18 protein-coding genes are annotated in these 24,531 nt (G+C 72.5%); 8 read left to right on the top strand and 10 right to left on the bottom strand.

All coding sequences use genetic code 11. The features are described from left to right. Positions 1 to 13: 13 nt before the first annotated feature. Entirely contained in the window at positions 14 to 217 is a 204-nt protein-coding gene (locus tag ACFWBT_RS18000) for a hypothetical protein (RefSeq protein ID WP_266763146.1), read from the bottom strand. A 73-nt stretch (positions 218 to 290) separates the two neighbouring features. Next, positions 291 to 929, bottom strand: coding sequence for a 2-phospho-L-lactate guanylyltransferase (gene cofC / locus ACFWBT_RS17995; RefSeq protein WP_385701226.1), 639 nt, complete (start codon positions 927 to 929; stop codon positions 291 to 293). Positions 930 to 1,073: 144 nt separating this feature from the next. On the opposite strand from cofC, the gene ACFWBT_RS17990 reads away from it, so the two are divergent. The 3 genes from ACFWBT_RS17990 to ACFWBT_RS17980 all read left to right on the top strand — a co-directional run bounded on the left by ACFWBT_RS17990 (position 1,074) and on the right by ACFWBT_RS17980 (position 4,126). Further along, entirely contained in the window at positions 1,074 to 1,844 is a 771-nt protein-coding gene (locus ACFWBT_RS17990) for a lysophospholipid acyltransferase family protein (RefSeq protein WP_385701224.1), read from the top strand. Then, entirely contained in the window at positions 1,841 to 2,851 is a 1,011-nt protein-coding gene (locus ACFWBT_RS17985; RefSeq protein WP_385701222.1) for an NAD(P)H-dependent glycerol-3-phosphate dehydrogenase, read from the top strand. The genes ACFWBT_RS17990 and ACFWBT_RS17985 overlap by 4 nt, the downstream gene beginning before the upstream one ends. Positions 2,852 to 2,968: 117 nt before the next feature. After that, a complete protein-coding gene (locus tag ACFWBT_RS17980) occupies positions 2,969 to 4,126 on the top strand; it encodes a D-alanine--D-alanine ligase family protein (protein WP_266763150.1) in 1,158 nt (385 codons plus the stop codon). Positions 4,127 to 4,147: 21 nt separating this feature from the next. On the opposite strand, the gene ACFWBT_RS17975 is transcribed toward ACFWBT_RS17980, so the two are convergent. Beyond that, a complete protein-coding gene (locus tag ACFWBT_RS17975; protein WP_385701220.1) occupies positions 4,148 to 4,657 on the bottom strand; it encodes a DUF3515 domain-containing protein in 510 nt (169 codons plus the stop codon). Positions 4,658 to 4,677: 20 nt separating this feature from the next. Then, positions 4,678 to 4,911, bottom strand: coding sequence for an Lrp/AsnC family transcriptional regulator (locus tag ACFWBT_RS17970; protein ID WP_028802415.1), 234 nt, complete (start codon positions 4,909 to 4,911; stop codon positions 4,678 to 4,680). Positions 4,912 to 5,117: 206 nt separating this feature from the next. On the opposite strand from ACFWBT_RS17970, the gene ACFWBT_RS17965 reads away from it, so the two are divergent. Next, positions 5,118 to 6,083 carry a thiamine-phosphate kinase gene (locus ACFWBT_RS17965; protein ID WP_266763152.1) on the top strand — a complete coding sequence of 322 codons (966 nt, stop codon included), beginning with the start codon at positions 5,118 to 5,120 and terminating at the stop codon, positions 6,081 to 6,083. Positions 6,084 to 6,290: 207 nt separating this feature from the next. Here the strand turns inward: ACFWBT_RS17965 and ACFWBT_RS17960 are convergent, their stop codons facing one another. The 3 genes from ACFWBT_RS17960 to rpmB form a co-directional block, all read right to left on the bottom strand. After that, complete coding sequence (locus ACFWBT_RS17960; RefSeq protein WP_385701216.1) at positions 6,291 to 7,514, bottom strand: FAD-dependent monooxygenase; 1,224 nt, start codon at positions 7,512 to 7,514, stop codon at positions 6,291 to 6,293. A gap of 35 nt (positions 7,515 to 7,549) precedes the next feature. Continuing rightward, the gene (locus ACFWBT_RS17955; RefSeq protein WP_385701215.1) at positions 7,550 to 10,564 is read right to left on the bottom strand and encodes a BTAD domain-containing putative transcriptional regulator; all 3,015 of its coding nucleotides are present in this window, start codon (positions 10,562 to 10,564) and stop codon (positions 7,550 to 7,552) included. 192 nt (positions 10,565 to 10,756) lie between these two features. After that, positions 10,757 to 10,942, bottom strand: a complete 186-nt coding sequence (gene rpmB / locus ACFWBT_RS17950) for a 50S ribosomal protein L28 (RefSeq protein WP_037625034.1) — start codon at positions 10,940 to 10,942, stop codon at positions 10,757 to 10,759. Positions 10,943 to 11,201: 259 nt separating this feature from the next. Here rpmB and ACFWBT_RS17945 point away from each other — a divergent pair, with 259 nt between their 5' ends. Beyond that, positions 11,202 to 13,088, top strand: a complete 1,887-nt coding sequence (locus tag ACFWBT_RS17945; protein ID WP_385701213.1) for a DAK2 domain-containing protein — start codon at positions 11,202 to 11,204, stop codon at positions 13,086 to 13,088. Between the two features lie 79 nt (positions 13,089 to 13,167). Here the strand turns inward: ACFWBT_RS17945 and ACFWBT_RS17940 are convergent, their stop codons facing one another. Then, on the bottom strand, positions 13,168 to 14,094 hold the full coding sequence (locus tag ACFWBT_RS17940; RefSeq protein ID WP_385701210.1) for a DMT family transporter: 927 nt from the start codon (positions 14,092 to 14,094) through the stop codon (positions 13,168 to 13,170). 81 nt (positions 14,095 to 14,175) lie between these two features. On the opposite strand from ACFWBT_RS17940, the gene ACFWBT_RS17935 reads away from it, so the two are divergent. Beyond that, positions 14,176 to 15,117 carry a LysR family transcriptional regulator gene (locus ACFWBT_RS17935; RefSeq protein ID WP_385701206.1) on the top strand — a complete coding sequence of 314 codons (942 nt, stop codon included), beginning with the start codon at positions 14,176 to 14,178 and terminating at the stop codon, positions 15,115 to 15,117. 378 nt (positions 15,118 to 15,495) lie between these two features. Here the strand turns inward: ACFWBT_RS17935 and ACFWBT_RS17930 are convergent, their stop codons facing one another. Both ACFWBT_RS17930 and ACFWBT_RS17925 read right to left on the bottom strand, forming a co-directional pair. Then, a complete protein-coding gene (locus tag ACFWBT_RS17930) occupies positions 15,496 to 18,633 on the bottom strand; it encodes a tetratricopeptide repeat protein (RefSeq protein WP_385701203.1) in 3,138 nt (1,045 codons plus the stop codon). After that, positions 18,630 to 20,468: an HSP90 family protein gene (locus ACFWBT_RS17925; RefSeq protein WP_385701201.1), complete on the bottom strand. Its 1,839-nt coding sequence runs from the start codon at positions 20,466 to 20,468 to the stop codon at positions 18,630 to 18,632. Before ACFWBT_RS17925 ends, ACFWBT_RS17930 begins: the two co-directional genes overlap by 4 nt. Positions 20,469 to 20,635: 167 nt before the next feature. Between ACFWBT_RS17925 and ACFWBT_RS17920 the strand changes: the two genes are divergently transcribed. Continuing rightward, positions 20,636 to 23,866 carry a helicase-related protein gene (locus ACFWBT_RS17920; protein WP_385701198.1) on the top strand — a complete coding sequence of 1,077 codons (3,231 nt, stop codon included), beginning with the start codon at positions 20,636 to 20,638 and terminating at the stop codon, positions 23,864 to 23,866. A 29-nt stretch (positions 23,867 to 23,895) separates the two neighbouring features. Next, positions 23,896 to 24,522 (top strand): 16S rRNA (guanine(966)-N(2))-methyltransferase RsmD, encoded by a 627-nt coding sequence (gene rsmD / locus ACFWBT_RS17915; protein ID WP_266765869.1) that lies wholly within the window; start codon positions 23,896 to 23,898, stop codon positions 24,520 to 24,522. Positions 24,523 to 24,531: the final 9 nt, after the last annotated feature.

The following is a 24,531-nucleotide window of genomic DNA, read 5'->3' as shown; positions in this document are numbered from 1 at the left end:
GCCCGCGGCGTGTTCAGAACGTCTGCAGGGTGATCAGGGTGATCCGGCGCCCCTCACCCTCCCCTTCGGTCTCGATCCGCACGCGCTGCCCGGGCCGCAGCAGCCGCAGGCCGCCGGCTTCGAACGCCGCCCCGTCGAAGGGCACCGGGGTGCCGTCGTCGAGCAGCACCTGTCCGCTGCGGGTCTCGGGGTCGTACGTGTACGAGGTCGCCTGCATGGGGGCAGCCTACTGACCCCGCCCCTTCGGTGGACCGGCCCGCTCTCGGTGAACCAGGGTTCTGCCCGGGGGTCTACTGCCCGGGAATCAGCAGCCGTGCCGCCGCCGCGGCCGTGCGCGGCCCCACGCCGAGTGTCAGCGCCGCCCGCAGATCGTCCCGGGTGTCCACGTCCTGGCGTACCGAATCCACCGCGTCGAGACGGAGTTCCGCGGCTCCCGACGCGCGATGGCGGGCCCGGGATTCGCCGCCGAAAGCGGGGAACAATTCCAGGCCCGGGGAAGCGGCCAGGAGAGTGGTGCCGATTGCAGCCGCATCGGCCAGAAAAGCGCGCGGGAATTCGGCGGCGGCGGCCAGTACCCGGGCCAATTCCAAAGGCCGCAGAGCGGGCAGATCGGCGTTCAGGGCCGCAACGGCACTTTCGGGATCCCGGGACCGTACGGCCCCCGCCCCGTGCGCCAGCGCCGCGTTGAGGCCGCCTCCCGGTTCGTCCGCGACGATGCGCGCGCCCAGCGCGGACAGCTCCCGCCCGGCCAGGGCGTCCCCCGTGACGACCGCCACATCCCGGACCGCGGCGCAGGCCAGCGCCGCTGCCACGGTGTCCTGCGCGAACGCGAGGGCGAGTCCGGGGCGCAGGACGTCGGAGGCCGTGTCCGCCAGCCTGCTCTTGGCCCGGGCCAAAGGTTTGAGGGGTACGACCACAGTCCACCGCACGAGCGCTCCGCCCTCTCCAGTCACGCCTTATTGTGACCCGATCACCCTGGCGGTCCGGACGCCGGGGCGTACGGTGTTCTCGACAGACAGGCGGCCTGGAGCGACACTTGTGCGGCCCCCCAGGCTCTAGAGGAAGGTGTCCGCGTGCCCCGCCGCAGAATCGGCTTCTGGTACCGCTTCGCGGCGGTTCTCTGCAAACCGCCGCTGGTGCTTCTGATCAAGCGGGACTGGCGCGGAATGGAGAACATTCCGGCCGAGGGCGGATTTATCACCGCGGTGAACCACAATTCCCATGTGGACCCGTTCGCGTATGCGCACTACCAGTACAACACCGGGCGTGTTCCGCGCTTCCTGGCGAAGGCCGGTCTTTTCAAGAAGGGATTCGTCGGCGCCGCGATGCGCGGCACCGGACAGATTCCCGTCTACCGCGAGAGCACCGACGCGCTGAGCGCCTTCCGGGCCGCGATCGACGCAGTGGAACGCGGTGAGTGCGTCGCGTTCTACCCCGAGGGCACGCTCACCCGGGACCCCGACGGCTGGCCGATGACCGGCAAGACCGGTGCGGCGAGGGTCGCCCTGCAGACCAAGTGCCCGGTGATTCCGGTCGCCCAGTGGGGCGCCAACGAACTGCTGGCCCCGTACGCCAAGAAGCCCGACATCCTTCCGCGCAAGACCCACCGCGTGCTCGCGGGCCCGCCGGTGGACCTCTCGCGCTTCTACGACCGGGAGATGAGCCCGGACCTCCTGAAGGAGGCCACCGAGGTCATCATGGCCGCCGTCACCGCGCAGCTGGAGCTGATCCGCGGCGAGAAGGCGCCCGAGAACGTGTACGACCCGCGCGAGGTGCGCATCGCGCAGCGCCACAAGGCCGCGGCCAAGTCAAAAGCACAGCAGGAAGAAGGGCAGGGCACGTGAGCAAGCCGGTCAGGGCGGCCGTCTTCGGGACCGGATCGTGGGGCACGGCCTTCGGCATGGTGCTGGCCGACGCGGGGTGCGACGTCACCCTGTGGGCGCGCCGCCCCGAACTCGCCGACGCGGTCAACTCCACGCGGATGAACCCGGACTACCTCCCGGGCATCGAACTGCCCGAGAACCTGCGGGCCACCGCCGACCCGGCCGAGGCCGCGCGCGGCGCCGACTTCACCGTGCTCGCCGTGCCCTCCCAGACCCTGCGCGGGAACCTCGCGGAGTGGGTGCCGCTGCTCGCCCCGGACACCGTGCTCGTCTCGCTCATGAAGGGCGTCGAACTCGGCACCGTGAAGCGGATGAGCGAGGTCATCGAGGAGGTCGCCAAGGTCTCCGCGGACCGCGTCGCGGTCGTCACCGGACCCAACCTCGCCAAGGAGATCGCCCAGCGGATGCCCGCCGCCGCTGTCGTCGCCTGCCGGGACGAGGCCGTGGGCCGGCGCATCCAGGCCGCCTGCCACACGCCGTACTTCCGCCCGTACACGAACACCGACGTGGTGGGCTGCGAACTCGGTGGCGCCGTCAAGAACGTGATCGGTCTCGCCGTCGGCATCGCCGACGGCATGGGCCTGGGCGACAACGCCAAGGGCTCGCTCATCACCCGCGGCCTCGCCGAGACCACCCGGCTCGGACTCGTCATGGGCGCGGACCCGATGACGTTCTCCGGCCTCGCGGGCCTCGGCGACCTCGCCGCGACCTGTTCCTCGCCGCTGTCACGCAACCACACCTTCGGCATCAACCTCGGCAGGGGCATGACCCTCCAGGAGACCATCGCGGTCACCCGGCAGACCGCCGAGGGCGTCAAGTCCTGTGAGTCCGTGCTGGATCTGGCCCGCAGGCACGGCGTCGACATGCCGATCACGGAGACCGTCGTCAGCATCGTCCACGAGGGCAAGCCCCCGGTGGTCGCCCTCAAGGAGCTGATGTCGCGCAGCGCGAAGCCCGAACGCCGCTGATCCGGCCCCGCCGGAGGGCCGGGTGGGCGACGCTCCGCAACGGTGCGTACGACGCTGAGCAACGGCCGCCGTGGGGCGCTGACTCACCGCCGTACCACCGGGTACTCTCAACGCGATATGAGCACCGAGAACCTCCCCCAGAGCCCTGAGCAGCCGCCTCGCAAGCCGCGCGTGGCCGTCGTCTTCGGCGGCCGCAGCTCCGAACACGGGATCTCCGTGGTCACGGCCGGCGCCGTCCTCAGCGCAATCGACCGTACGAAGTACGACGTACTGCCGATCGGCATCACCCAGGACGGCCGTTGGGCGCTCACCGCGGACGAGCCGGAACGCATGGCGATCATCGACCGCAAGCAGCCCAGCGTCGACCAGCTCGCCGAGTCCAGCGAGGGCGGCGTGGTGCTCCCCGTCGACCCCGCCAACCGCGAAGTCGTCTACAGCGAACCCGGTTCGGTTCCCAAGGCGCTCGGCGAGGTCGACGTCGTCTTCCCGATGCTGCACGGCCCGTACGGCGAGGACGGCACCCTCCAGGGCCTGCTGGAACTGTCCGGGGTCCCCTACGTCGGCTCGGGCGTGCTCGCCTCGGCCGTCGGCCAGGACAAGGACTACATGAAGCGGGTGTTCACCTCGTTCGGCCTGAAGGTGGGCCCGTACGTGGTGATCCGGCCGCGCGAGTGGCAGCAGGACGAGTCCGCCGCCCGCAAGAAGATCGTCGACTTCGCGGGCGAGCACGGCTGGCCGCTGTTCGTGAAGCCCGCGCGCGCGGGTTCCTCCTTCGGCATCACCAAGGTCGACGACCTCTCGGGTCTCGACGAGGCGATCGCGGAGGCCCAGCGGCACGACCCGAAGATCATCGTGGAGGCGCTGCTGCGCGGCCGCGAGATCGAGTGCGGTGTCCTGGAGTTCGAGGACGGGCCGCGCGCCTCGGTGCCCGCAGAGATCCCGCCCGTGCAGGCGCACGCCTTCTACGACTTCGAGGCCAAGTACATCGACTCGGCCGACGGGATCGTGCCCGCGCCGCTCACCGAGGAGCAGACCGCCGAGGTCCGCCGCCTGGCCGTCGAGGCCTTCGAGGCCGCGTCCTGCGAGGGCCTGGTCCGCGCGGACTTCTTCCTCACCGAGGACGGCGAGTTCGTGATCAACGAGATCAACACGATGCCGGGCTTCACGCCGATCTCCATGTACCCGCGGATGTGGCAGGAGACGGGCGTCGGCTACTCGGAGCTCGTGGACCGTCTGGTGCAGGCGGCGCTGCGGCGCTCGACGGGGCTGCGCTGAGCATCCCGCAGGACCCTGCTGTCAGGAGGCGATCCCCTCGGGGATCGCCTTCTTGACGGAGGCGGCCAGATCGACGAGCACCCCGGAGACATCGGTGCTCCTGGGCACCGTGACCTGGACGTAGGCCAGACGCGAAGCGGTGGTGAGGCGGGTCGTTCCGTCGTCCTGCTTCTCCATCAGCCAGTCGACGCCGTTCACACCGCCGCCGACCGCTTTCGGGTCGTCGCCGTTCGCCACCTTCGGGTCGACCATCTTCGGAGGCCGCTCGACACCGCAGCGCAGTATGATCGCCGGGCTTCCCCAGCCCGCGGTCAGCGCGGAACGGGGCTCCGGGTCCTTGCGGCGGTGGCCGTCCAACGTCCGCGGCAGCGCCTTGTCCAGGTTCTGGCACAGCTCGGTGACCTTCGTGTCCGGACTCGGAACCGCGACGGACGCGCTGTCGTCTGCTGAGGAGCAGCCCGCGATCGCGATCAGCGTCGCGACAGCGGGCAGCCCGAGCAGAGCGGGATGCCGGTGACGGAAGATGTTCACCGGCCAAGGGTAGACGGGGGCTACAGGTGCACGACCGGGCAGGTCAGGGTGCGGGTGATGCCGTCCACTTGCTGGACCTTGGCGACCACCATGCGACCGAGTTCGTCGACCGTGTCGGCCTGGGCGCGCACGATGACGTCGTACGGTCCTGTCACGTCCTCGGCCTGGATCACCCCCGGGATCTTGCTGATCGTCTCGGCGACGGTCGACGCTTTGCCGACCTCCGTCTGGATCAGGATGTACGCCTGTACCACGGAACCTCCAGGGCGGCCACGAGGATCATGTGGGGAAAAGGAACGCCACGGTATCGCGTTGCCGCTCGCCGCGGGGAGACCCGCGGTGACTGGGGCTTGCGCGCCGGGGTGCACGGACTGCACAAGTTGACGGTCAACTCGACCGTACCGACTACGGAGACGGCTCGCGACCGGGCACGAGCAGCGACAGAGGGAGCACGACGATCATGAAGGGCACCGTGGGCGAGTTGGGGGAGTTCGGGCTCATCCGAGAGCTCACCTCGCGTCTCACCACCACCCCGGCGGTCCGGGTCGGCCCCGGCGACGACGCCGCGGTGGTGGCCGCGCCGGACCGCAGGGTCGTGGCGAGCACCGACATCCTCCTAGAGGGACGGCACTTCCGCCGCGACTGGTCCACCGCGTACGACGTCGGACGCAAGGCGGCGGCGCAGAACCTCGCGGACATCGCCGCGATGGGCGCCGTACCCACCGCGCTGCTGCTCGGCCTGGTCGTACCCGCCGAGCTCCCGGCCACCTGGCCCTCCGAGCTGATGGACGGGCTGCGCGACGAGTGCCAGGTCGCGGGCGCGGCCGTGGTCGGCGGGGATGTCGTACGGGGCGAGACCATCACGATCGCGATCACCGCGCTCGGCGATCTGCGCAACCACGAGCCGGTCACCCGGGCCGGGGCGCAGCCCGGTGACGTCGTCGCCGTGACCGGCTGGCTGGGCTGGTCCGCGGCCGGGTTCGCGGTGCTCTCCCGGGGGTTCCGCTCGCCGCGCGCCTTCGTGGAGGCCCACCGCCGTCCCGAACCGCCGTACCACGCGGGTCCGGCCGCCGCCGGGCTCGGCGCGACCTCGATGACGGACGTCAGCGACGGGCTGATCGCCGACCTCGGCCACATCGCCGAGGCGAGCAAGGTGCGCATCGACGTGCGCTCCGGGGACATCGACATCCCCTCCCAGATGAACGACATCGGTCAGGCCGTCGGCGTCGACCCCATCCAGTGGGTGCTTACCGGCGGCGAGGACCACGCGATCGTCGCGACGTTCCCGCCGGACGTGAAGCTCCCCGCGCGCTGGAAGGTGATCGGCGAGGTCCTCAACCCGTCGGCGCTGCCCCAGGTCACCGTGGACGGTGCCCCCTGGACGAGCAAGGGCGGCTGGGACCACTTCGGGGACATCGAGTCCTGAGGCCGTTGCGCCGGGTGGGCCGCCGGTGGCCAACGTGCCCTCCGGCGGACGTACTTCGGGGTCCGGAGGGCGAAACGACCGCGTCTGTCGGCCCGGTGGACCGTTCGCGGCGGAACTCCACGGGGGGAGTGGCCGAGTTGTCCGCGGCCGCCGGGCCCACACGGGTGGGGGACCGGCCCGCGAGGCACCCGGGCCCGCGTCCGTGGCTCACGGACGCGGATAGTCCCGCAGCTCGATGCCGGTCGCGGCCTTCTCGGTGAGCTTCTTGAAGAAGCCCGCGAGCAGCCGTGAGCTCAGCAGCCGGTACATGAGGTCGCGGCTGCGGATCCTGCGCTCGGTCGCGGGCGCGAAGAACGGGCCCGCGTTCCCGGAGATCTTCTGGCAGCCCTTGGCGAAGTCCCGGATCCGTGTCTCGTACTCGGCGAACGCGGTGCGGTGGTCGCCTTCCGCCAGCGCCAGTTCACCGGCCAGGACGTACGCCGCCACGATCGCGACGCCGGTCCCCATGCCGCCCATGGTGGCGCCGTACCCGGCGTCCCCGAGCAGTGCCACCCGCCCCCGGGTGAGCCGGTCGACATGGATCTGGGCGATGGCGTCGAAGTACAGGGCGTCGGTGTCCTCCAGGGCCTTGAGGACACGCGGGGCCTCCCAGCCCATCCCGGCGAACCGCTCGGCCAGGATCCGCTTCTGCGCGGCCACGTCCCGCCGGTCGAACTCCAGCTCCTCGGACCGGAAGACGAGCAGCGCGCCCGCCCGGTCCGGATCGCCGTCGTAGTTGCCGATGGCGACCGCCCGGCCGGGCTCGCTGTACAGCCGGCCGGCACGGTCCAGGCCGAGGTCGTTCGGGACACCGAACCCCGCCACGTAGTGGTCCAGGAAGCGCAGGTGGCGGGACTCGTCGCCGAACACCAGACGGCGGGTGAGGGAGTGCAGTCCGTCGGCGCCCACGACGAGGTCGAAGCGGCGGGGCGCGCCGCGCTCGAAGGTCACGTCGACGCCCTCGGGGGACTCGTCGAGCGTGGCGATCGAGTCGCCGAAGACGTACTCGACGCGGTCCGCGGTGCGCTCGTACATGATCCGGGCCAGATCGCCCCGGAGGATCTCCACGTCACCGCTCATCATCTGGGCCGGCAGAGCGACCCGCGGGGTGCCGTCCGCGTCGACGACGGTCTGCCCGCCCATGCGGGTCTGCCGGGCGTGGATCTCGTCCCAGATGCCCATCGAGGTCAGCACGGTCCGGTGCACATGGCCCCGGAAGTCGACCGCGAACCCGCCCTCACGCAGATCGGGCGCCTTCTCGACGACGGTGACACGGGCGCCGTACCGCGCGAGACCCAGGGCGAGCGCGGGTCCGGCGATGCTGGCGCCGGAGATCAGGACGTGCAGGTGGGCGAGCCCCCCGGCGGGGCTGTCCTTCGGGTTCTTCGTCATGGCCAGGACCTTCGCCCACGGCGCTGACCGTGCCCCTACCGTTCGCTGACCGCCGCCGCCCCGAGCCTTCGTCCCTCCCGGAAGGCCTGGTCGTACGCCTCCGGGGAGAGCTGCTTCCGTACGCCGTCCCGCGTACGGACGATCTCGGGGTCGCCGTCGTCCGCGCAGCCCCGCAGGACGACGGCCGCGCCGAGCAGGACGGCCGCCCGCGCGGGAGACCCGGCGACGGCGGCCGACGCCTCGGCTACGTTCGCGAGTTCGAGCCCCCCGTGCACCTCGTGGGCGAGGGCGCCGGCCTGGGTGAACCAGTCACGAGCCTCGTCCGCTCGTCCCTCGGCGAGGGCGGTGCGGCCCAGCCCGATGAGGATCCGCACGGACTCGCCGACGCTGAACCAGTTCCCCGCGCACGCCTCCAGGGCGCTTTCGTAGTGCACGCGAGCGTGTGCCGTTTCCCCGCGGAGCCTGGCCGTGTCGCCGAGGCCGCGACGGGCGGCCGCGACCTTGTCCGCCGCACCTGCCGTACGGGCCAGGGAGGCGGCGCGTGTGTAGTGCGCGGCCGCCCCTTCGAGGTCCCCGAGATGCAGCAGGACGGTGGCCCGGCGCTGCAACAGGTCACCGGTCTCCTCCGACGCCGCCAGCGCCCGTACGTAGGTCAGGGCCTCGTCGATCAGCCCCAGGGCACGCCGGTGCTCGCCGCGCACGTCGGCCAGCAGGGCCAGCCATTCGAGGCAGTTGGCCAGGCCCCAGCGGCACCCGGTGGCCCGGAATCCGGTCAGCCCCCGGGCGAACGCCGCCCCGGCCGCCGCCGGCCGCCCGGCGAACAACTGCTGGAGGCCGTCGCCGAGCTCCAGCAGGGCCAGCCCCCAGGGGGCGTCGCCGACCTGGCGGCGCACCTGGTCACCGGTGATGCGGCGCGGCCCGTCCGCGATGGACCACATCACGAGGGCGAAGGGCAGTCGCAGCGGCCCGGCCAGGGTGCCGAACAGGACGGCGGCCCGGTCCAGGCGCTCCTGCGCGCCGGGATCCTCGCCGTCGCCGGAGACCGTGTTGATCAGGCACAGGACGTACTCCTCCGTCAGCCCCCGCGGAGGAGAGTCGCCGAGGGCCGCCAGCAGCGCGTGTGCGAGCGGCACCTGTTCGCCGTGCAGCCCGCGCAGACGCCAGAACCAGGACAGGGCGGCCATGAGGAGCAGCGCCCGCCGCGGGTCGGCGCCGACGAGATGACGCAGGGCGGCGTCCAGGTTTCCGAGCTCCGCGCTCAGCCGGTCCAGCCAGGGGAGTTGTCCGCCGCCCCGCAGACGCGGTTCCGCCTCTTCGGCCAGAGCGAGGAAGTACCCGGCGTGCGCGTCCCGCAGCCGGTCCTCCTCTCCGGCGCTCACCAGGTGCTCGGCGGCGAACGCGCGGATGGTCTCCAGCATCCGGTAGCGCCCGTCGACGGACTCCAGCAGCGACTTCTCCACCAAGGAGGCCAGCAGGTCCTCGGGATACGGCACGGCGCACACGGCCTCCACCGCCGCGAGGGTGGCGCCCCCGGAGAACACCGTCAGCCGCCGGGCCAGCTGCCGTTCCTCGTCGTCCAGCAGGTCCCAGCTCCACTCCACGACCGCCCGCAGCGTGCGATGCCGGGGCGCCTTGGTCCGGTCGCCCCGCGAGAGCACGCGGAAGCGGTCGCCGAGACGGTCGGCGAGTTCGTCGGGGGTGAGGGTGCGCAGCCGGGCGGCGGCCAGTTCGACGGCCAGCGGCAGCCCGTCGAGCGCGGCACAGATACCGGCGACGCGCGCGTGCCCCCCGAAACCGGGCCGCACGGCCGCCGCCCGGTCGAGGAACAGCCGCTCCGCGGCCTCCGGCGGCAGCGGCGGCACCGGGCACAGCACCTCACCCGTGATCCCCAGCGACTCCCGGCTGGTCGCGAGGATCCGCACGCCGGGGCACGCGCCGAGCAGCAGGGCGGCCACCCGGGCCACCTCCTCGACCAGGTGCTCGCAGTTGTCCAGCACCAGCAGCAGCTCACGGTCCTCCAGCGCCGCGAGGAGCCGCAGCGTGGTGTCGCTCGCGGGCGTACGGAATCCCTCGCGGATGCCGAGTGCGGTGAGGACGGCGTACGGGATCCGGGAGCCGTCGGTGAGGTCGGTCAGCTCGACGACACACACGTCCGCGTACGTGCCGGTGCTCGCCGCCTCGATCGCGAGGCGGGTCTTTCCGGCTCCGCCCGGTCCGGTGAGCGTCACCAGGCGGTCCTCCGCGAGGAGAGTTCGGACCCGCCGGAGTTCCGCGTCACGGCCGACGAACCGGGTGAGCTGGGCCGGCACGCGCCGCCGAGCCGGCTCCGCGCCCTGGAGCAGCTCCAGGTGGAGCGCGGACAATTCGGGCGAGGGGTCGGTGCCGAGCTCGTCGGCGAGGGTGCGCCGGGCCTCCTCGTACACCGTGAGCGCCTCGGCGGGCCGCCCGCCGGCGTGCAGGGCCCGCATCAGCTGTCCGTAGAGCCGCTCGCTCAGGGGATGTGACGTGATCCTCTCGCGCAGCTCGGGTACGAGCTCCGGTCCGCCGCCGAGCGCGAGGTCGGCGTCGACGCGGTCCAGGAACGCGGTGAGCCGCAGTTCGTCGAGCCGGGCGACCTGGGCGTGCGCGTCGGGGAGATCGGTGAGGGCGGGGCCCCGCCACAGGGTCAGCGCCTCCCGGAGCAGGTCTGCCGCGGCCCTGTGATCGCCGGCCGTGAGGGCGGTGCGCCCCTCGCGGGCCAGGCGTTCGAAGCGGTGGGCGTCCACGGAGTCGGGGGAGACGTCGATGCGGTAGCCCGTCGGGGTGGCCTGGATCTCCGGAGGGGTGCCGAGCCGCTTGCGCAGCCGGGAGATCTGGGACTGGAGGGCGTTGGCGGCCCCGGCCGGCGGCTCGGCACCGTACAGGCCGTCGGTCAGGCGCTGTGTGGCGACCGTCCGCCCCGCGTGGAGGAGGAGCAGGGTCAGCAGGGCACGGGGCCGCGGCCCGCCGGGGTCCAGCGGGCCGCCGTCCTCGGTGCGGATGTCGAGGGGGCCCAGGATGCCGAAGCGCATTGGGCAGATTCTGGCAGTCGGCGGAACGCCCCTGCCACAGGGAGAGCCGCGGCGGATGAAGGCGGCGTACGAGGGGTATGAGGGCGGCGTACGAGGGCGAGGGCGGCGTACGAGGGCAGCAAAAAACCCGCCCACCGTGAGGTGGACGGGTTCAGAGCAAACGAACCAGCAGTGGCCGCGCGCTAGCGGTTGTCAGCGCGTGACCTTGCCGGCCTTGATGCACGAGGTGCAAGCGTTCACGCGCTTCGGCGTCCCGCCCACCACGGTACGGACGCGCTGGATGTTGGGGTTCCAGCGACGCGGTGTACGGCGGTGCGAGTGCGAGATGTTGTTGCCGAAGCCCGGCCCCTTGCCGCAGACGTCGCAGTTGGCAGCCACGGGTCACTCCAAAGACTTCAGATGCACTTACGGTTGATCCCGGCATGCCGAGAATCAAGATCTAGGATCTGAGTGGCGGTGCCAGGGGGATGGCCCGATCGGATCGGGCAACTGGAGCAGCATACAACGACTGCGTCCGGAGAACGAAACTACCATGTCCGGCCGGGCTGCCACTCCGCCCGCCTCAGGTCCCCCTACCGGCAGTAACCCTTTCTGGGTCTACGCTGCGTCCCACGTCCGGCAGCTCAAGGAGGCGCAGGTGCCGCAGGTACCGCAGACATTCGATGCTCTCGCGGTGCGCACCTGGTGCGGGCTCGCGCTGGAGGCCCTGGGCCGCGCGCGCGAGGAGATCGACGCGATCAATGTCTATCCGGTCGCCGACGGGGACACCGGGACGAATCTGTATCTGACGGTGGAGTCCGCGGCGGCGGCGGTCGAGGCGGTGTTCGCGGGGTACGAGGCGGTGGGCCGGGACGGTACGTCCGTGACGGCGGCCGGACGGCCCTCTCTCGCCGATGCCGCGCGGGCGATGGCGCACGGAGCGCTGATCGGCGCCCGGGGCAACTCCGGAACCATCCTCGCGCAGCTGCTGCGCGGCATGGCGCAGGTCCTCGCCGCCGACAGCGAGACCGCTCACACCGACGGCCGGGGCATGCGCCTCGCCCTGCGGAACGCCGCCGACTCCGCGCGCAAGGCCGTCGCGCACCCCGTCGAGGGCACGGTCCTCACCGTCGCCTCGGCCGCCGCCGACGCGGGCTCCGGCGCCGAGGGGGACTGCGGCACGGTCGCGCGCGTGGCCTACGAGGGAGCGTGTGCTGCGCTCACCGCGACCACCGGCCAGCTCGCCGTCCTGGAGAGCGCCGGTGTGGTCGACGCGGGCGGGCGGGGACTGGTGGTGGTGCTCGCGGCGCTGGTGGAGACGTTCACGGGGGAGGCGCCCAGGACCCACGGTCGCCGGCAGGAGACCGTTCCCGGGGGCACGGGAGCGGTCGGCACGGCGGGCGCCCCTGGGGCCGGAACCGTCGACATCCGCGACGCTCTCACCGGAGTCACCGGAGTCACCGGAGTCACCGGAGTCACCGGAGTCACCGGAGTCACCGGAGTCACCGAGGCGGCAGCGGGTGGGAGTCCCGGTCCGTGGGTGCACGGGGCCGACGGGCGGGATGCGGCGACGGACGACGGGGCGGACGCCTGCGTGGACGGGGCGGCGGAGGACGGCCATCCCGCCTTCGAGGTGATCTACCTCCTGGAGGCCGAGGACGCTGCCGTGGACCGGCTGCGGGAGCGGCTCGACGGACTCGGCGACTCCCTCGTCGTGGTCGGCGGCGACGGACTGTGGAACGTCCATGTCCACGTGGACGACGCGGGCGCAGCCGTCGAGGCGGGGGTCGAGGCGGGACGGCCGTACCGCATCCGGATCACCCACTTCGGGCTCGGTGACGTCCACACCGGAGCCGGGGCCGGGCGTCCGCCCCGGGAGCGGGCGCAGCGCGCCGTCGTGGCCGTCGTGCCCGGCGAGGGCCTGGCCGGGCTGTACACGGAGGCCGGGGCGACCACCGTGCTGGCGCGGCCGGGGGAGCCGCCCGCCAGCGGGGAACTCGTGGAGGCCGTACGGCGTGCCCACGCGCGTGAGGTGGTGCTGCTGCCCAACGACGCCGACCTGCGGCACACCGCGGCGGCGGCCGCCGAACAGGCCCGCGCCGAGGGCGTCCGGGTCGCGCTGATCCCGACCCGCTCCGCCGTGCAGGGCATCGCGGCGCTGGCCGTGCACGAGCCGGAGCGCCGCTTCGACGAGGACGTCGTCGCGATGACCTCGGCGGCGGGCGCCACGCGTTATGCCGAGGTCGCCGTCGCCGAGCGGCAGTCCTGGACCATGGCCGGCATCTGCCAGGCCGGGGACGTCCTCGGCCTCATCGACGGGGATGTCGCCGTCATCGGCGCCGACCTGACCGCCACGGCCGAGACCGTCCTCGACCGCATGCTCGCCGCCGGTGGCGAGATGGTCACGCTCGTCCTCGGCGACGAGGCGCCCGACACCATCGCCGCGCATCTCGAATCCCGGGTACGGGAGTCGTACCTCGCGGTGGACACCGTGGTGTACCGGGGCGGGCGCCAGGGCGCGCTGCTGCTGATCGGGGTCGAGTAGCGGCTGCGGGACGCCGCCCGGCGGCCGGTGACCGGAGCCGGTCTCCGGCGTGCCGACCACGACACGTCGAGCGGCCTGATCAGACGCTCGCGGGAGCCGGGGTCCCGTGGGGGACCTCCTTGGTCCCGGCGGTCCGGTGGGCGCGTTCGACGGCCTGCCCCCAGTAGGTTCCGGCGACCATGAGCGCGGCACCGAGAGCGGTGAGGACCGTGAGGTGTTCGCCGCCCAGGCCGATGCCGACGGCGACGGCCCAGACCGGTTCGGTGCCCAGCAGCAGACTGGCCCGGCTGGCGGAACCGCGCTGCACCGCCCAGGTCTGGGCGAGGAAGGCGAACACGCTGCAGAACAGGGCGAGATAGAGAAGCTGCGACCAGCCCGCCGCGTCGATCCCGCCCAGTGTCGGCAGGATGCCGGCGACGGGCACCGTGAACAGGACGGTCCCGACGACCGTCTGCACCGTCGTGACGTGCAAGGGCCGTACGGAACGACGGGCGGTGAGCCGTCCCACGAGGGCGACGTGGGCCGCGCGGACCAGCGCGGCGGCGAGCATCAGCAGGTCACCGATCCGGGGCGAGTGGAAGCCGCTGCCGGACATCAGGAGTCCGACGGCCAGGAGACACAGGCCGGTGGCGGCGAAGTAGCGCGGAGGCAGCCCCCTCCCACCGGCCGTGCGGTCCAGCAGCGGGGTGATGACGACGGTGAGGCTGATGATCAGGCCCGCGTTCGCCGCGCTGGTGTGCGCGACACCGTACGTCTCCAGCACCAGGACGGCTGCCTGCGTGACGCCCAGCACCGCCCCCACGCCGAGCTCGTCGCGCGTGAAGCGCCGGGTTCGGTGACGGGCGGCGACGAGGGCGAGGCAGGCGACGGCCGAGATGCCGTACCGCGCGAACAGGACGAGCAGGACGGGGAGCGCCGAAGTGGCGGTCTTCGCGGCCAGATAGCTGGAACCCCAGACGGCGGCGACAAGGAGGAGCACTGCGTCAGTGCTGCGGACTCGGGACACGCCCCACACGCTTCCCCACATCGACGGTGAAGCCCAGAGCGAAGTTCTTCAACAGCTTTTAAGCATCACTACAATGACCGGGTGAACGAGCGGCAGCTGCGGATCTTGCGGGAACTCGGTGAGCTGGGGAGTGTCACCGCCGTGGCGGAGGCGCTGCTGATGACACCCTCGGCGATCTCGCAGCAACTCCGGCTGCTGCAGCGCTCGATCCCCGTCCCGCTCACCGAACGCGACGGACGGCGGCTGGCGCTGACCGACGCCGGGCGGGCGCTGGCCGGTGTGGCGATCGAGGTGGAGACCGCCCTCGCCCGCGCACGGCACACCGTCGACGAGTTCGTCGACGAGCCGGCCGGAGACGTGTCGGTGGCGGCCTTCCACAGCGCGGCCTCCACGTTCTTCCCGGTCCTGCTGCGCGGCCGGGCCGCCGGGGACCCGCGGCTCCTGCTCGCCGACGAGGACGTCGCGCAGGACCACTTCCCCCGGCTGACGCGGGACTACGACCTCGTCCTCGCCCATCACCTCGCGCAGGCGGCGCCCTGGCCGCGCACCGTCACCGCCACCACGCTGCTGCGCGAACCGCTCGACGTCGCCATGCCCGCCGACCACCCGTTGGCCCGGCACGAGCGCCTGACCCCGAGTGATGTCGCGGACCGGCCCTGGATCACCGTGCACGACGGCTTCCCGCTGATGGCCACCATCGACGCCATCGCGACCGCCGCGAACCGGCGGCTCGACATCGTCCACCGCATCAACGAATTCGCGGTCGTCGCGGAGACGGTCGCCGCGGGAGGCGGGCTCGCCCTGATGCCCCGCTGGACCACGCGCCCGCATCCCGCCCTGGTCCTCAGACCGCTCGGCGGGGTCCACGCCGTACGGCGCATCGACGTGCTCCACCGCCCCGAACGCGTGGCACGGAAGGCCGTACGGACGGTGCTCGACGAACTGCGCCGCGCCGCCGAGGAGATCCGCGGCGGCGACGAGGAAGCCGCCCCCGCCGGGACGTCCGCCACCGGTCCTCCGTAGACCTGGCCCCGAGGCCCATGACCCCGAAACAGCGGACACCGGCGACAGCGCCGCCGACGTGGCCTTCGGCCCGGCCGGGATGTCCGCCGCCGGTGGGCGGTGAGGCCTGGGACCGGGGTCCGTGGCTGTGGGAACGCGCGGAGGTGGTCGGCAGGGGTGGCTCTGCGGGTTCGTGGATTTCGGCCCGGCCGGGATGTCCGCCGCCGGTGGGCGGTGAGGCTTGGGCCCGGGGTCCGTGATCCTGGGACCGGGGTCCGTGATCCTGGGACAGCGCGGACGTGGTCAACAGGGGTGGCGATGTGGATTCCGGCGCCGTCGGGACCTTCGCGCCGTGCACTCCGATGGCGGGGGCGCGGAGACCCCGCGCCCCCGCACTGCTCAGGCCTTGCCGGCCCTCACCATGAGGTCCAGCATCCGCTCGGCCTCGGCCCGCCGCGCCTCCGCGGCCTCCCCGTGGAGCCGTGCGCACGCGGCGAGGACCGCTCGTGCGCGCGTCGCCGCGGCCTCGTGCCGTCCCAGGTCGGCCTCCAGCCAGCCGGCCGCCAGCTCGGCACCCGTGCGGGCGTCGAGCAGGGCGTCCCCGAGGGAGTCGAACACGGGGATCGCCCGGGTGACGTGCCCGAGGGCCTCCTCGAACGCGTCCCGCGCGGCGGCCTCCTCCGCGTCGTCCGGCACGGAGCGGGCCACCAGATCCCCGAACTGGCGGTGGGTGTGCCCGAGTTCGGCGACGATACGGCGACGCGTGTCCTCGCCCTCGTCCCCGGTCTCGGCCCCGGCCTCGCGCCCGTGTCCGTGCTCGTCCCTGGTCCCCGGCCCGGCGTGCTCGTCCCTGGTCCCCGGTCCGGCTCCGGTCCCGTCCGCGTCCCCGTCGGCGGGCGAGTCGTCCGGTGAGCCCGCGGCGGACGCCCGGGCCTCCACCGCCGACTCGCACTCCAGGACCGCCGCTCCCATCAGCTCCCGCGCCCCGTCGAGACCCTCGTCCAGCCGGGCCGCGGCCCACGCGCGTGCCCGGAGCGCCCGGACCAGGCCGTGGACGTTGCCCAGCTCGCGCCAGAGATCGCCCGCACGGGCGTACGCCTGATCCGCCTGGGCGGTCAGGCCGGCGTGCCCGAGGGCCTCGGCCGCGAGGTGCGCCAGCATCGCGTGGTCGCGCTGCTCGGGCCAGTGTCGGGCGATGTCCGCGGCGCGCAGCCAGTGCTCGGCCGCCTCGCGGTGTTCGCCGAGCTCGGTGAGGCAGTCGCCGAGCCACCAGCGCGTCTGCACGATCGCGCCGTCGCCGTGCATCTCGCCGGTCAGGTCGGGCAGCGCCGACTCCAGGATCTCGGCGGCCTCCGCCCACCGCCCCTGGCGGAGCAGGAAACCACCGAGCTGGTGACGGGCCCAGGCCCCGAGCGTGGCGGCCTCGCCCGCTTCGTCGGCCCAGTGCGCGGACTCCAGGGCGTGTTCCGAGGCGGGGCCGAACTGCCCGGTGGAGGCGAGGATCTCGGCGAGCCGGAGATGCAACTGGGCATGGCCGGTCGGCTCCAGGTAGGAACCTCCGTGCTCCAGCGCGGCCCGCGCCGACCGCTCCGCCGCCTCCATGTCGCCGAGGTGCGTCGCGATCCCGGCGAGCCGGGAGTCGTACTCGACGGCGAACCACGGCAGCCCCGCCGCCACGAACCCCTCGACGGCGCGCGAGAGCAGTTCGGCGGCCGCCTCGGCGTCGTCGGCGCGCGCCGCGAGCTCGCCGAGCATCGCGTACGCCTCGGCGGCCCGCGAGGCCAGTGCCACGTCGTCCCCGGCATGCGGCTCCGCGAGGGCCAGCAGCTCCCGCGCGGCCTCCTCCGCGGCGACCATGACGTCGCCCTCCGAGTCGGTGCCGGTGCCCGAGAGGGGCTCGCCCTCCGCGCCGGCCTCCAGCTCGTCCACCCGGTGCATCAGCGTCCGCGCCCGTCCCACCAGGACGGACGCCGTCTGCGACACCTCCGTCCCGCCCTCCGCGAAGAGGACCAGCACCCGCTCGCGCAGCTCCGCGACGGTGTCCAGGGCGCCCGCGGCCCCTCCGGACAGCGCCTGGACGTACGCGGCGCGGGCGCGGGCCGCCAGCGCCTCGCCGGGGTCGCCCGCCTCGGCGTACAGCTCGGCGGCCCGGTGGAACAGGTCGACGCCCCGCGGCCCGCGGCCCATCGCCGCGTGATCGGCGATCTCCGCGCGGTCGCGGACGTCCAGCTCGTGGCCCTCGGACGCGCGCGAGACCGCCGCCCACGCCTCCACCGCGTCCGGGCTCCGGCGCGCCGAGAGCCGCCGGGCCTCGACAAGCAGCTCGGACAGGCCGGGGCCGGCGGCCCCGGCCGCCTCGGCGCCCGCCTGCGGCAGGGGAGCGGCGGCCGTCGACGGTGCGTGACGCGCGGTGCCGTGCGGGCGCGCTGAGCGCACACCCAGGGGCAGCCGGTCGACGAGCGGCGCCTGATCCATGCGAGCGAGGGCGCGTTCGCTGACGTACGACGTGCCGTTGCGGGCGTCGAACCGCTCGGCCAGCGCGAGCGCCTCCCCACGCGCGTGCACGGCGAGTTCCCCCGCGGTCCACACGCGACCGGTGGGCCCGGGAACCGTCTGCCCGCCGAGCCCGAGGGCGGTCAGGCGGGCCGTCGTGAGCGCCACGACCGCCATGAAGTCCAGCTTGCTGCGCGGGTCCCCGGAGTCCGTGAAGTAGGCCGGGCGCTCCGCGAGCAGTTCCAGGGCGCGTGCCTCGTTGCCGGTGAGGGCGCAGAACTCCACATGGTCCGCGTACGCGCCGCGCATGCTCTCCATGGCGCGCACCAGCCGGAAACCCCGCAGATGGTGGGCGCGCGCCTCGTCGGCACGCCCCAGACGCAGCAGCGGCAGCAGGGAGGACGCGAGGACGGTGTGCGGCTCATGGGCGCACGTGTACTCGCCCTCCAGGACCGGCGCCCACAGCTCCAGTGCCTCCGGGTCCGCGCCGCGCACCGCCCGCCACCACCCCTGCCCGTGCAGCTCGCACGCGTGGCAGTCGGCCATGGAGTCGCGGTCCGCGGCCAGCCAGGCGGTGTACGCCCGCTCGGCGCGCTCCACGTCGCCCAGGTGGGTGGCGACGCTGAACTCGGCGCTGCGCACGGCCCGTTCGGAGTGGCCGGCGAGGCGGTAGCGGTGCTCCATCTCGCCGAGCCACTTCTCTATGGAGGCGAGCGGAACGTGCGGCTGGTCGAGCATGCCCGCCGACATCCACTTGAAGACCCAGTGCAGGGAGTGGATCTCGAACTCGTCGAAGTCCTGGGGCCGCTCGTCCCACATGCGCAGCAGCCGCGCGAAGGGGACGAACATCTTCCCCTTCTCGGAGCTGTAGTTGTAGACCTTCAACTGGTGCCCGAGCGCCTCGATGACGGCGAGCGGGATGTTCAGCTTCTCCGCCTCCACGAGCAGCTGCTCCGCGCGCGCGTTGCGGCCCGGCCCCTCCGGCTGCCCGTAGTTGTCCGCCATCGCCCGGCGCAGCGTGTCGAAGTCCATGGCCGGGTTCATCGGCGGTCGTCCCTTCCGGGGTCGGGGTGGGTGGCCCACTCCAGGAGGCCGATGAAGGCGCGGTTGAGGAGCGCCGAGTCCGCGGGCCGTAGCGGGCGCTGGGCCATCAGCAGGGCCTGTCCGTACAACGACTCGGTGGCGGTGCCGATCAGGTCCGGATCACTGAGCGAACTGATCCTGCGGATCAGCGGGTTGAGATGGTTGAGGACCAGCCGCGCGCGCGGGGTGCTGCCGCGCAGCGAGCCGAGAATGCCCGCCCACAGGTCGTCCGCCTGTTCCTCGGCCTCAGCGCGCGCCTGCTCGTGGCGGGCCGCCCGGTCGTCCAGATGCAGGGCGGGCACCGACAAGGGGTGGAAGGCGCGCAGGACCACATCGCAGTTCAGCGGGTCGAGCCGGGCCCGCGCGGCCCCCAGGAAGGCCGACAGGGCCAGCTCCTCGGTCGGGTCCACGGTGTCCAGGTGAGCCGTCACGGTGTCCGCGTCCAGCTCCGAGACGACCGTCCCCGGGCGCACGGCCGGCAACGCCTCGATCAGCTCGCTGTCGTACGTGTAGCCGCCGTTGACGACCCCGACGCCCTGCGCGGAGGCGATCGGCGCGACCTGCCGGTACTCCTCCACGGTCCGCGTGAAGTGCACCACCGGGTGCCGCTGCGCGAACTCCTCCAGGGACAGCCGTCCGTCGGTCGTCTCGAAGGGCAGCCACGGCAGCATCGTGCGCAGCATCTCCGCGTCGTGCCGCGCCAGCGACTTCACGCCCAGGTGGTGCACCGACAGGAACGCGCCCAGCCGCTCCGGATCGCCCGCCGCGAGCCCCGTCAGCCACGATCGGATGCGCTCGCCCAGTGCCTCCCGTACGGCGGCGAGGGTCTCGTCCTCGTACAGCGACTCGCGCGACGCGGTGGGCCGCAGACTGTCCGTGTCGAGGACGCAGCGTACGAAGAACGCCCAGTCGGGCAGCAGCTGTTCGGCCCGCTCGGTGAGCAGCATGCCCTTCAGGTGCACCCGATGGCTCGCGCGCTGGGCGGGACTGACCGCCGACGGCAGGACGTAGGCCACGCCCCGGACACCGGCGAGCGGCACGTCCAGGTCGATCGAGTCCAGCGGAGTGAAGCCGAACAGGTCGTGGCAGTGCCGGGCCAGGGCGACCCTTCGGCCGGTGGGACTCGGATAGGGCCGGTCCCAGGGCGCGGGAAGGTCCGCGATCGGCTCGTCGCCGACCCGCACGTCGTACGGCAGCAGCGCGCCGAAGTCGCGCGCCAGCGACCGGACCCGCTCCTCGCTCAGCCACTCGGCGGCCCCGGCGCGCGCCACCAGGTGCACGGTGGTGCCCGGTTCGGTGCGCGCCTCGTGCGGCAGCGTGCGCACGGTGTACGAGCCGTCGTCGGCCGCCGTCCACTCGACGGGCGCCGCGTCGGGCGTCCGCGCGCTGCGGCTGACCACCCGGATGCGCTCGGCGACGACGAAACAGGCCAGCAACCCGATGCCGAACTGGCCGAGGAAGTCCGAACGCGCCGACTCCAGGCCGTCGTTCCGCTTGGAACTGCGGCCGATGGTGGCCAGCAGGCTGTGCACGTCGGACTCGGTGAGCCCGACGCCGGAGTCCTCCACGCGCAGGGCGCCGCCCTCGGCGTACAGGCGCACCGTGGCAGGGGCGTCCGGCTGCTCGGCGCGCCGCGCGGTGATCGCGTCGACGGCGTTCTGCAGCAGTTCGCGCAGATAGACCTTGGGGCTGGAGTAGAGGTGATGGGAGAGCAGGTCCACCAGACCGCGCAGGTCGACCTGGAACGTATGGGGTGACGGGGATGCCTGGGACGGCTGTGAGGTCTGGGAGTCCATCGTCGCTGCGCCGGTCGGTGGGGGGACGGGCCACGGCGCGGGGTCGGGCGGTCCCGGGGGACGGTGACCGCGAAGAGGGCCGGAGCGCGTCATCCTAGGCCCGGAACGAGCCGTCTGACCAGCGGATTTCCAGGACGTATACGGCAATGTCAGTGACGTGGTGTGCAATGGATCTCGTGCCCGTGCTCGAAGAACCACTGAAGAAGGCGCTCGGTCCCGCCACCGCGAAGGTGATGGCCGAGCACCTCGGCCTGCACACCGTCGGCGACCTGCTGCACCACTACCCCCGCAGATACGAGGAGCGCGGGCAGCTCACCCACCTCGCCGACCTGCCGATGGACGAGCATGTGACGGTGGTGGCCCGGGTCGCCGACGCGCGCCTGCACACCTTCGCCTCCTCCAAGGCTCCCCGCGGCAAGGGCCAGCGCCTCGAAGTCACCATCACGGACGGCAGCGGCCGCCTCCAGCTGGTCTTCTTCGGGCATGGCGTGCACAAGCCCCACAAGGACCTGCTGCCCGGCACCCGCGCGATGTTCTCCGGCAAGGTCTCCGTCTTCAACCGCCGCCTCCAGCTGGCGCACCCCGCGTACGAACTGCTGAGCGGCGAGGGCGACGAAGCCGTGGAGAGCGTCGACAGCTGGGCGGGCGCCCTCATCCCGATCTACCCGGCCACCGCCAAGCTGGAGTCCTGGAAGATCGCCAAGTCCGTGCAGACGGTGCTGCCGAACGCCCAGGAGGCGGTCGACCCCCTCCCGGACTCGCTGCGGGACGGCCGTGGCCTGGTCGCGCTCCCCGAGGCTCTCCTCAAGATCCACCGTCCGCACACCAAGGCGGACATCCACGACGCCCGCGCCCGCCTCAAGTGGGACGAGGCCTTCGTCCTCCAGGTAGCCCTGGCCCGCCGCCGCCACGCCGACGCCCAGCTCCCCGCCGTCGCCCGCGTCCCCCGCCCCGACGGCCTGCTGACCGCCTTCGACGCCAAGCTCCCCTTCACCCTCACCGATGGCCAGCGGAAGGTATCCAAGGAGATCTTCGACGGCCTCGCCACCGAGCACCCGATGCACCGGCTGCTGCAGGGGGAAGTGGGTTCGGGCAAGGCTCAGCCCCTTGACTCGACGGTGCTGACACCCACGGGTTTCCGGCGGATGGGGGACCTAGGGGTGGGCGACGAGGTTGTCGTGCCCGATGGCGAGATCGCACTGATCGACGGGGTCTTCCCCCAGGGAGAGCGTGATGTCTGGCGCATGGTTCTCTCCGACGGAAGTCACGTGGAGTGCGACGACGAGCATCTCTGGATCGTCGGCACGAGTCGCGCGTGGCATCGCGGCCAGGCGCCCAAGACGATGACCACCAGGGAGATCCGTCTCGACACGTTCAAGGCGAACGGATCGTCGAAGTGGTACATCCCTTCCGCAGCTCCGGTCGACCTCGGACCGGACATCGAGTTGCCGCTCGATCCCTACCTCTTCGGGCTGCTGTTGGGTGACGGTTCATTCCGGCACGAGCTGCGCCTTTCGACGATCGACGACGAGATCCGTGACGCTGCGGCGAGTGCTGTCGCACCAGACTGCCGGCTGGTTCCGGTGTCGGGATCACGTCGCGACTACACGATCCAATTGAAGCAGCGCTCCGGCGGTGTCCGGAACCCAGTCATCCAGGCGCTGCGGAACCTGGACCTGTGGGGCAAGACGTCGCACGGCAAGTTCATCCCGAAGGAGTTCAAGAACACGTCCGTCAAGAACCGTCTCGCCCTCCTCCAGGGGCTGCTGGACACCGACGGCACGGTTCAGAAGGACGGGCTGAGTATTTCCCTCTGCTCTGCCTCCCTCAGGCTCGCAGAGGACGTCGCGTGGCTTGCGCGCTCACTGGGCGGCCGCGCTCGGGTGTTGCCCAAGAAGGCCGCCTTCAACGTCTCGGTGGCGCTCCCTGCCGAATACGCGCCCTTCAAACTGTCCCGCAAGGCCGATCGGGTCCGCCCTCGCCCGAAATACAGCACATTCCGACGAGGCATTCGGGCTGTGGAGTACGTGGGCCGCAAACCGGTCCAGTGCATCAGCGTGGCTCACCCGAGCCACGCCTACGTCACCGACAACTTCACTGTCACCCACAACACGATGGTCGCCCTGCGCGCCATGCTCGCCGTGGTCGACGCAGGCGGGCAGGCCGCGATGCTCGCGCCCACCGAAGTGCTCGCCCAGCAGCACCACCGGTCGGTCACCGAGATGATGGGCGAGCTGGCCGAGGGCGGCATGCTCGGCGGGGCCGAACACTCGACGAAGGTCGTGCTGCTCACCGGCTCCATGGGGGCGGCGGGCCGCCGGCAGGCGCTGCTCGACCTGGTCACCGGCGAGGCCGGGATCGTGATCGGCACGCACGCGCTGATCGAGGACAAGGTGCAGTTCCACGACCTGGGCCTGGTCGTGGTCGACGAGCAGCACCGCTTCGGTGTCGAGCAGCGCGACGCCCTGCGCGGCAAGGGCAAGCAGCCCCCGCACCTCCTGGTGATGACCGCCACGCCCATCCCGCGCACGGTCGCGATGACGGTCTTCGGCGACCTGGAGACCTCCGTGCTCGACCAGCTCCCCGCCGGGCGCTCCCCGATCGCCAGCCATGTCGTCCCGGCCGCCGACAAACCGCACTTCCTCACGCGCGCGTGGGAGCGCGTGCGTGAGGAAGTGGAGAACGGCCATCAGGCGTACGTGGTCTGCCCCCGCATCGGTGACGAGGACGACGACCCGAAGAAGGGCGGCAAGAAGAAGTCCCCCGAGGACGAGGCCGAGAAGCGTCCACCGCTGGCCGTCCTCGATGTCGCCGCCCAGCTCGCCAAGGGCCCCCTGCAGGGGCTCAAGATCGAAGTCCTGCACGGCCGTATGCATCCCGACGACAAGGACGCCGTCATGCGCCGCTTCGCCGCGAGCGAGACGCACGTCCTGGTCGCGACGACCGTGATCGAGGTCGGGGTGAACGTCCCGAACGCCACCGCCATGGTGATCATGGACGCCGACCGGTTCGGCGTCTCCCAGCTCCACCAGCTGCGCGGCCGCGTCGGACGCGGCTCCGCCGCCGGGCTCTGCCTCCTGGTCTCCGAGATGCCCGAGGCGAGCCCGGCCCGCCAGCGGCTGAACGCGGTGGCCTCCACCCTGGACGGCTTCGAGCTCTCCCGCATCGACCTCGAACAGCGCCGCGAGGGCGACGTCCTCGGCCAGGCCCAGTCCGGCGTCCGCTCCTCCCTGCGCATGCTCGCCGTCATCGACGACGAGGAGATCATCGCGGAGGCCCGCGAGGAGGCCACCGCGGTCGTCGCCGCGGACCCGGACCTCCAGGGTCTCCCCGGTCTGCGCACCGCCCTGGACGCCCTCCTGGACGAGGAACGCGAGCAGTACCTGGACAAGGGCTGAGCGGCGGAGCCCGGCCGGCGGCTGAGAGACTGGGAGGAACCGACACACCCCCAGCGCAAAGGACCCTCATGACCCGCGTGATCGCCGGCCGCGCCGGCGGACGCCGTCTGGCCGTCCCACCGGGCACCGGCACCCGCCCCACCTCCGACCGGGCGCGCGAGGGCCTCTTCTCCACCTGGCAGTCCCTGCTCGGCGGCCCGCTGGAGGGCGAGCGCGTGCTCGACCTCTACGCCGGCTCGGGCGCCGTCGGTCTGGAGGCGCTCAGCCGCGGCGCCGGACACACCCTGCTCGTCGAGGCGGACGCCCGCGCGGCCAAGGTCATCCGCGACAACGTGAAGTCGCTCGGTCTGCCGGGCGCCGAGGTCAGATCGGGCAAAGCGGAGCAGATCGTCCGGACGGCGGCGCCCCAGGCCCCGTACGACCTGGTCTTCCTGGACCCTCCGTACGCGGTCTCGGACGACGATCTTCGCGAGATTCTGCTCACACTCCGGACCGGGGGCTGGCTCGCGGACGATGCGCTCGTCACCGTGGAGCGCAGCACCAGGGGCGGCGAATTCGGATGGCCGGACGGTTTCGAGGCCGTCAGGGCCCGTCGTTACGGCGAGGGCACGTTTTGGTACGGTCGCGCCGCCTCTACGTGCGAAGACGCACGATGACCGGACCGG

Source organism: Streptomyces sp. NPDC060027 (assembly GCF_042737005.1).
Lineage (GTDB): Bacteria > Actinomycetota > Actinomycetes > Streptomycetales > Streptomycetaceae > Streptomyces.
This window is presented reverse-complemented; position numbering and strand designations above follow the sequence as displayed.

Bases quoted from the DNA above. Each gene is read 5' to 3' on its own strand.
- ACFWBT_RS18000 (WP_266763146.1), bottom strand. From the start codon at position 217: ATGCAGGCGACCTCGTACACGTACGACCCCGAGACCCGCAGCGGACAG.
- ACFWBT_RS17980 (WP_266763150.1), top strand. From the start codon at position 2,969: ATGAGCACCGAGAACCTCCCCCAGAGCCCTGAGCAGCCGCCTCGCAAG.
- ACFWBT_RS17965 (WP_266763152.1), top strand. From the start codon at position 5,118: ATGAAGGGCACCGTGGGCGAGTTGGGGGAGTTCGGGCTCATCCGAGAG.
- ACFWBT_RS17960 (WP_385701216.1), bottom strand. From the start codon at position 7,514: ATGACGAAGAACCCGAAGGACAGCCCCGCCGGGGGGCTCGCCCACCTG.
- ACFWBT_RS17955 (WP_385701215.1), bottom strand. From the start codon at position 10,564: ATGCGCTTCGGCATCCTGGGCCCCCTCGACATCCGCACCGAGGACGGC.
- ACFWBT_RS17930 (WP_385701203.1), bottom strand. From the start codon at position 18,633: ATGAACCCGGCCATGGACTTCGACACGCTGCGCCGGGCGATGGCGGAC.
- ACFWBT_RS17925 (WP_385701201.1), bottom strand. From the start codon at position 20,468: ATGGACTCCCAGACCTCACAGCCGTCCCAGGCATCCCCGTCACCCCAT.
- ACFWBT_RS17920 (WP_385701198.1), top strand. From the start codon at position 20,636: ATGGATCTCGTGCCCGTGCTCGAAGAACCACTGAAGAAGGCGCTCGGT.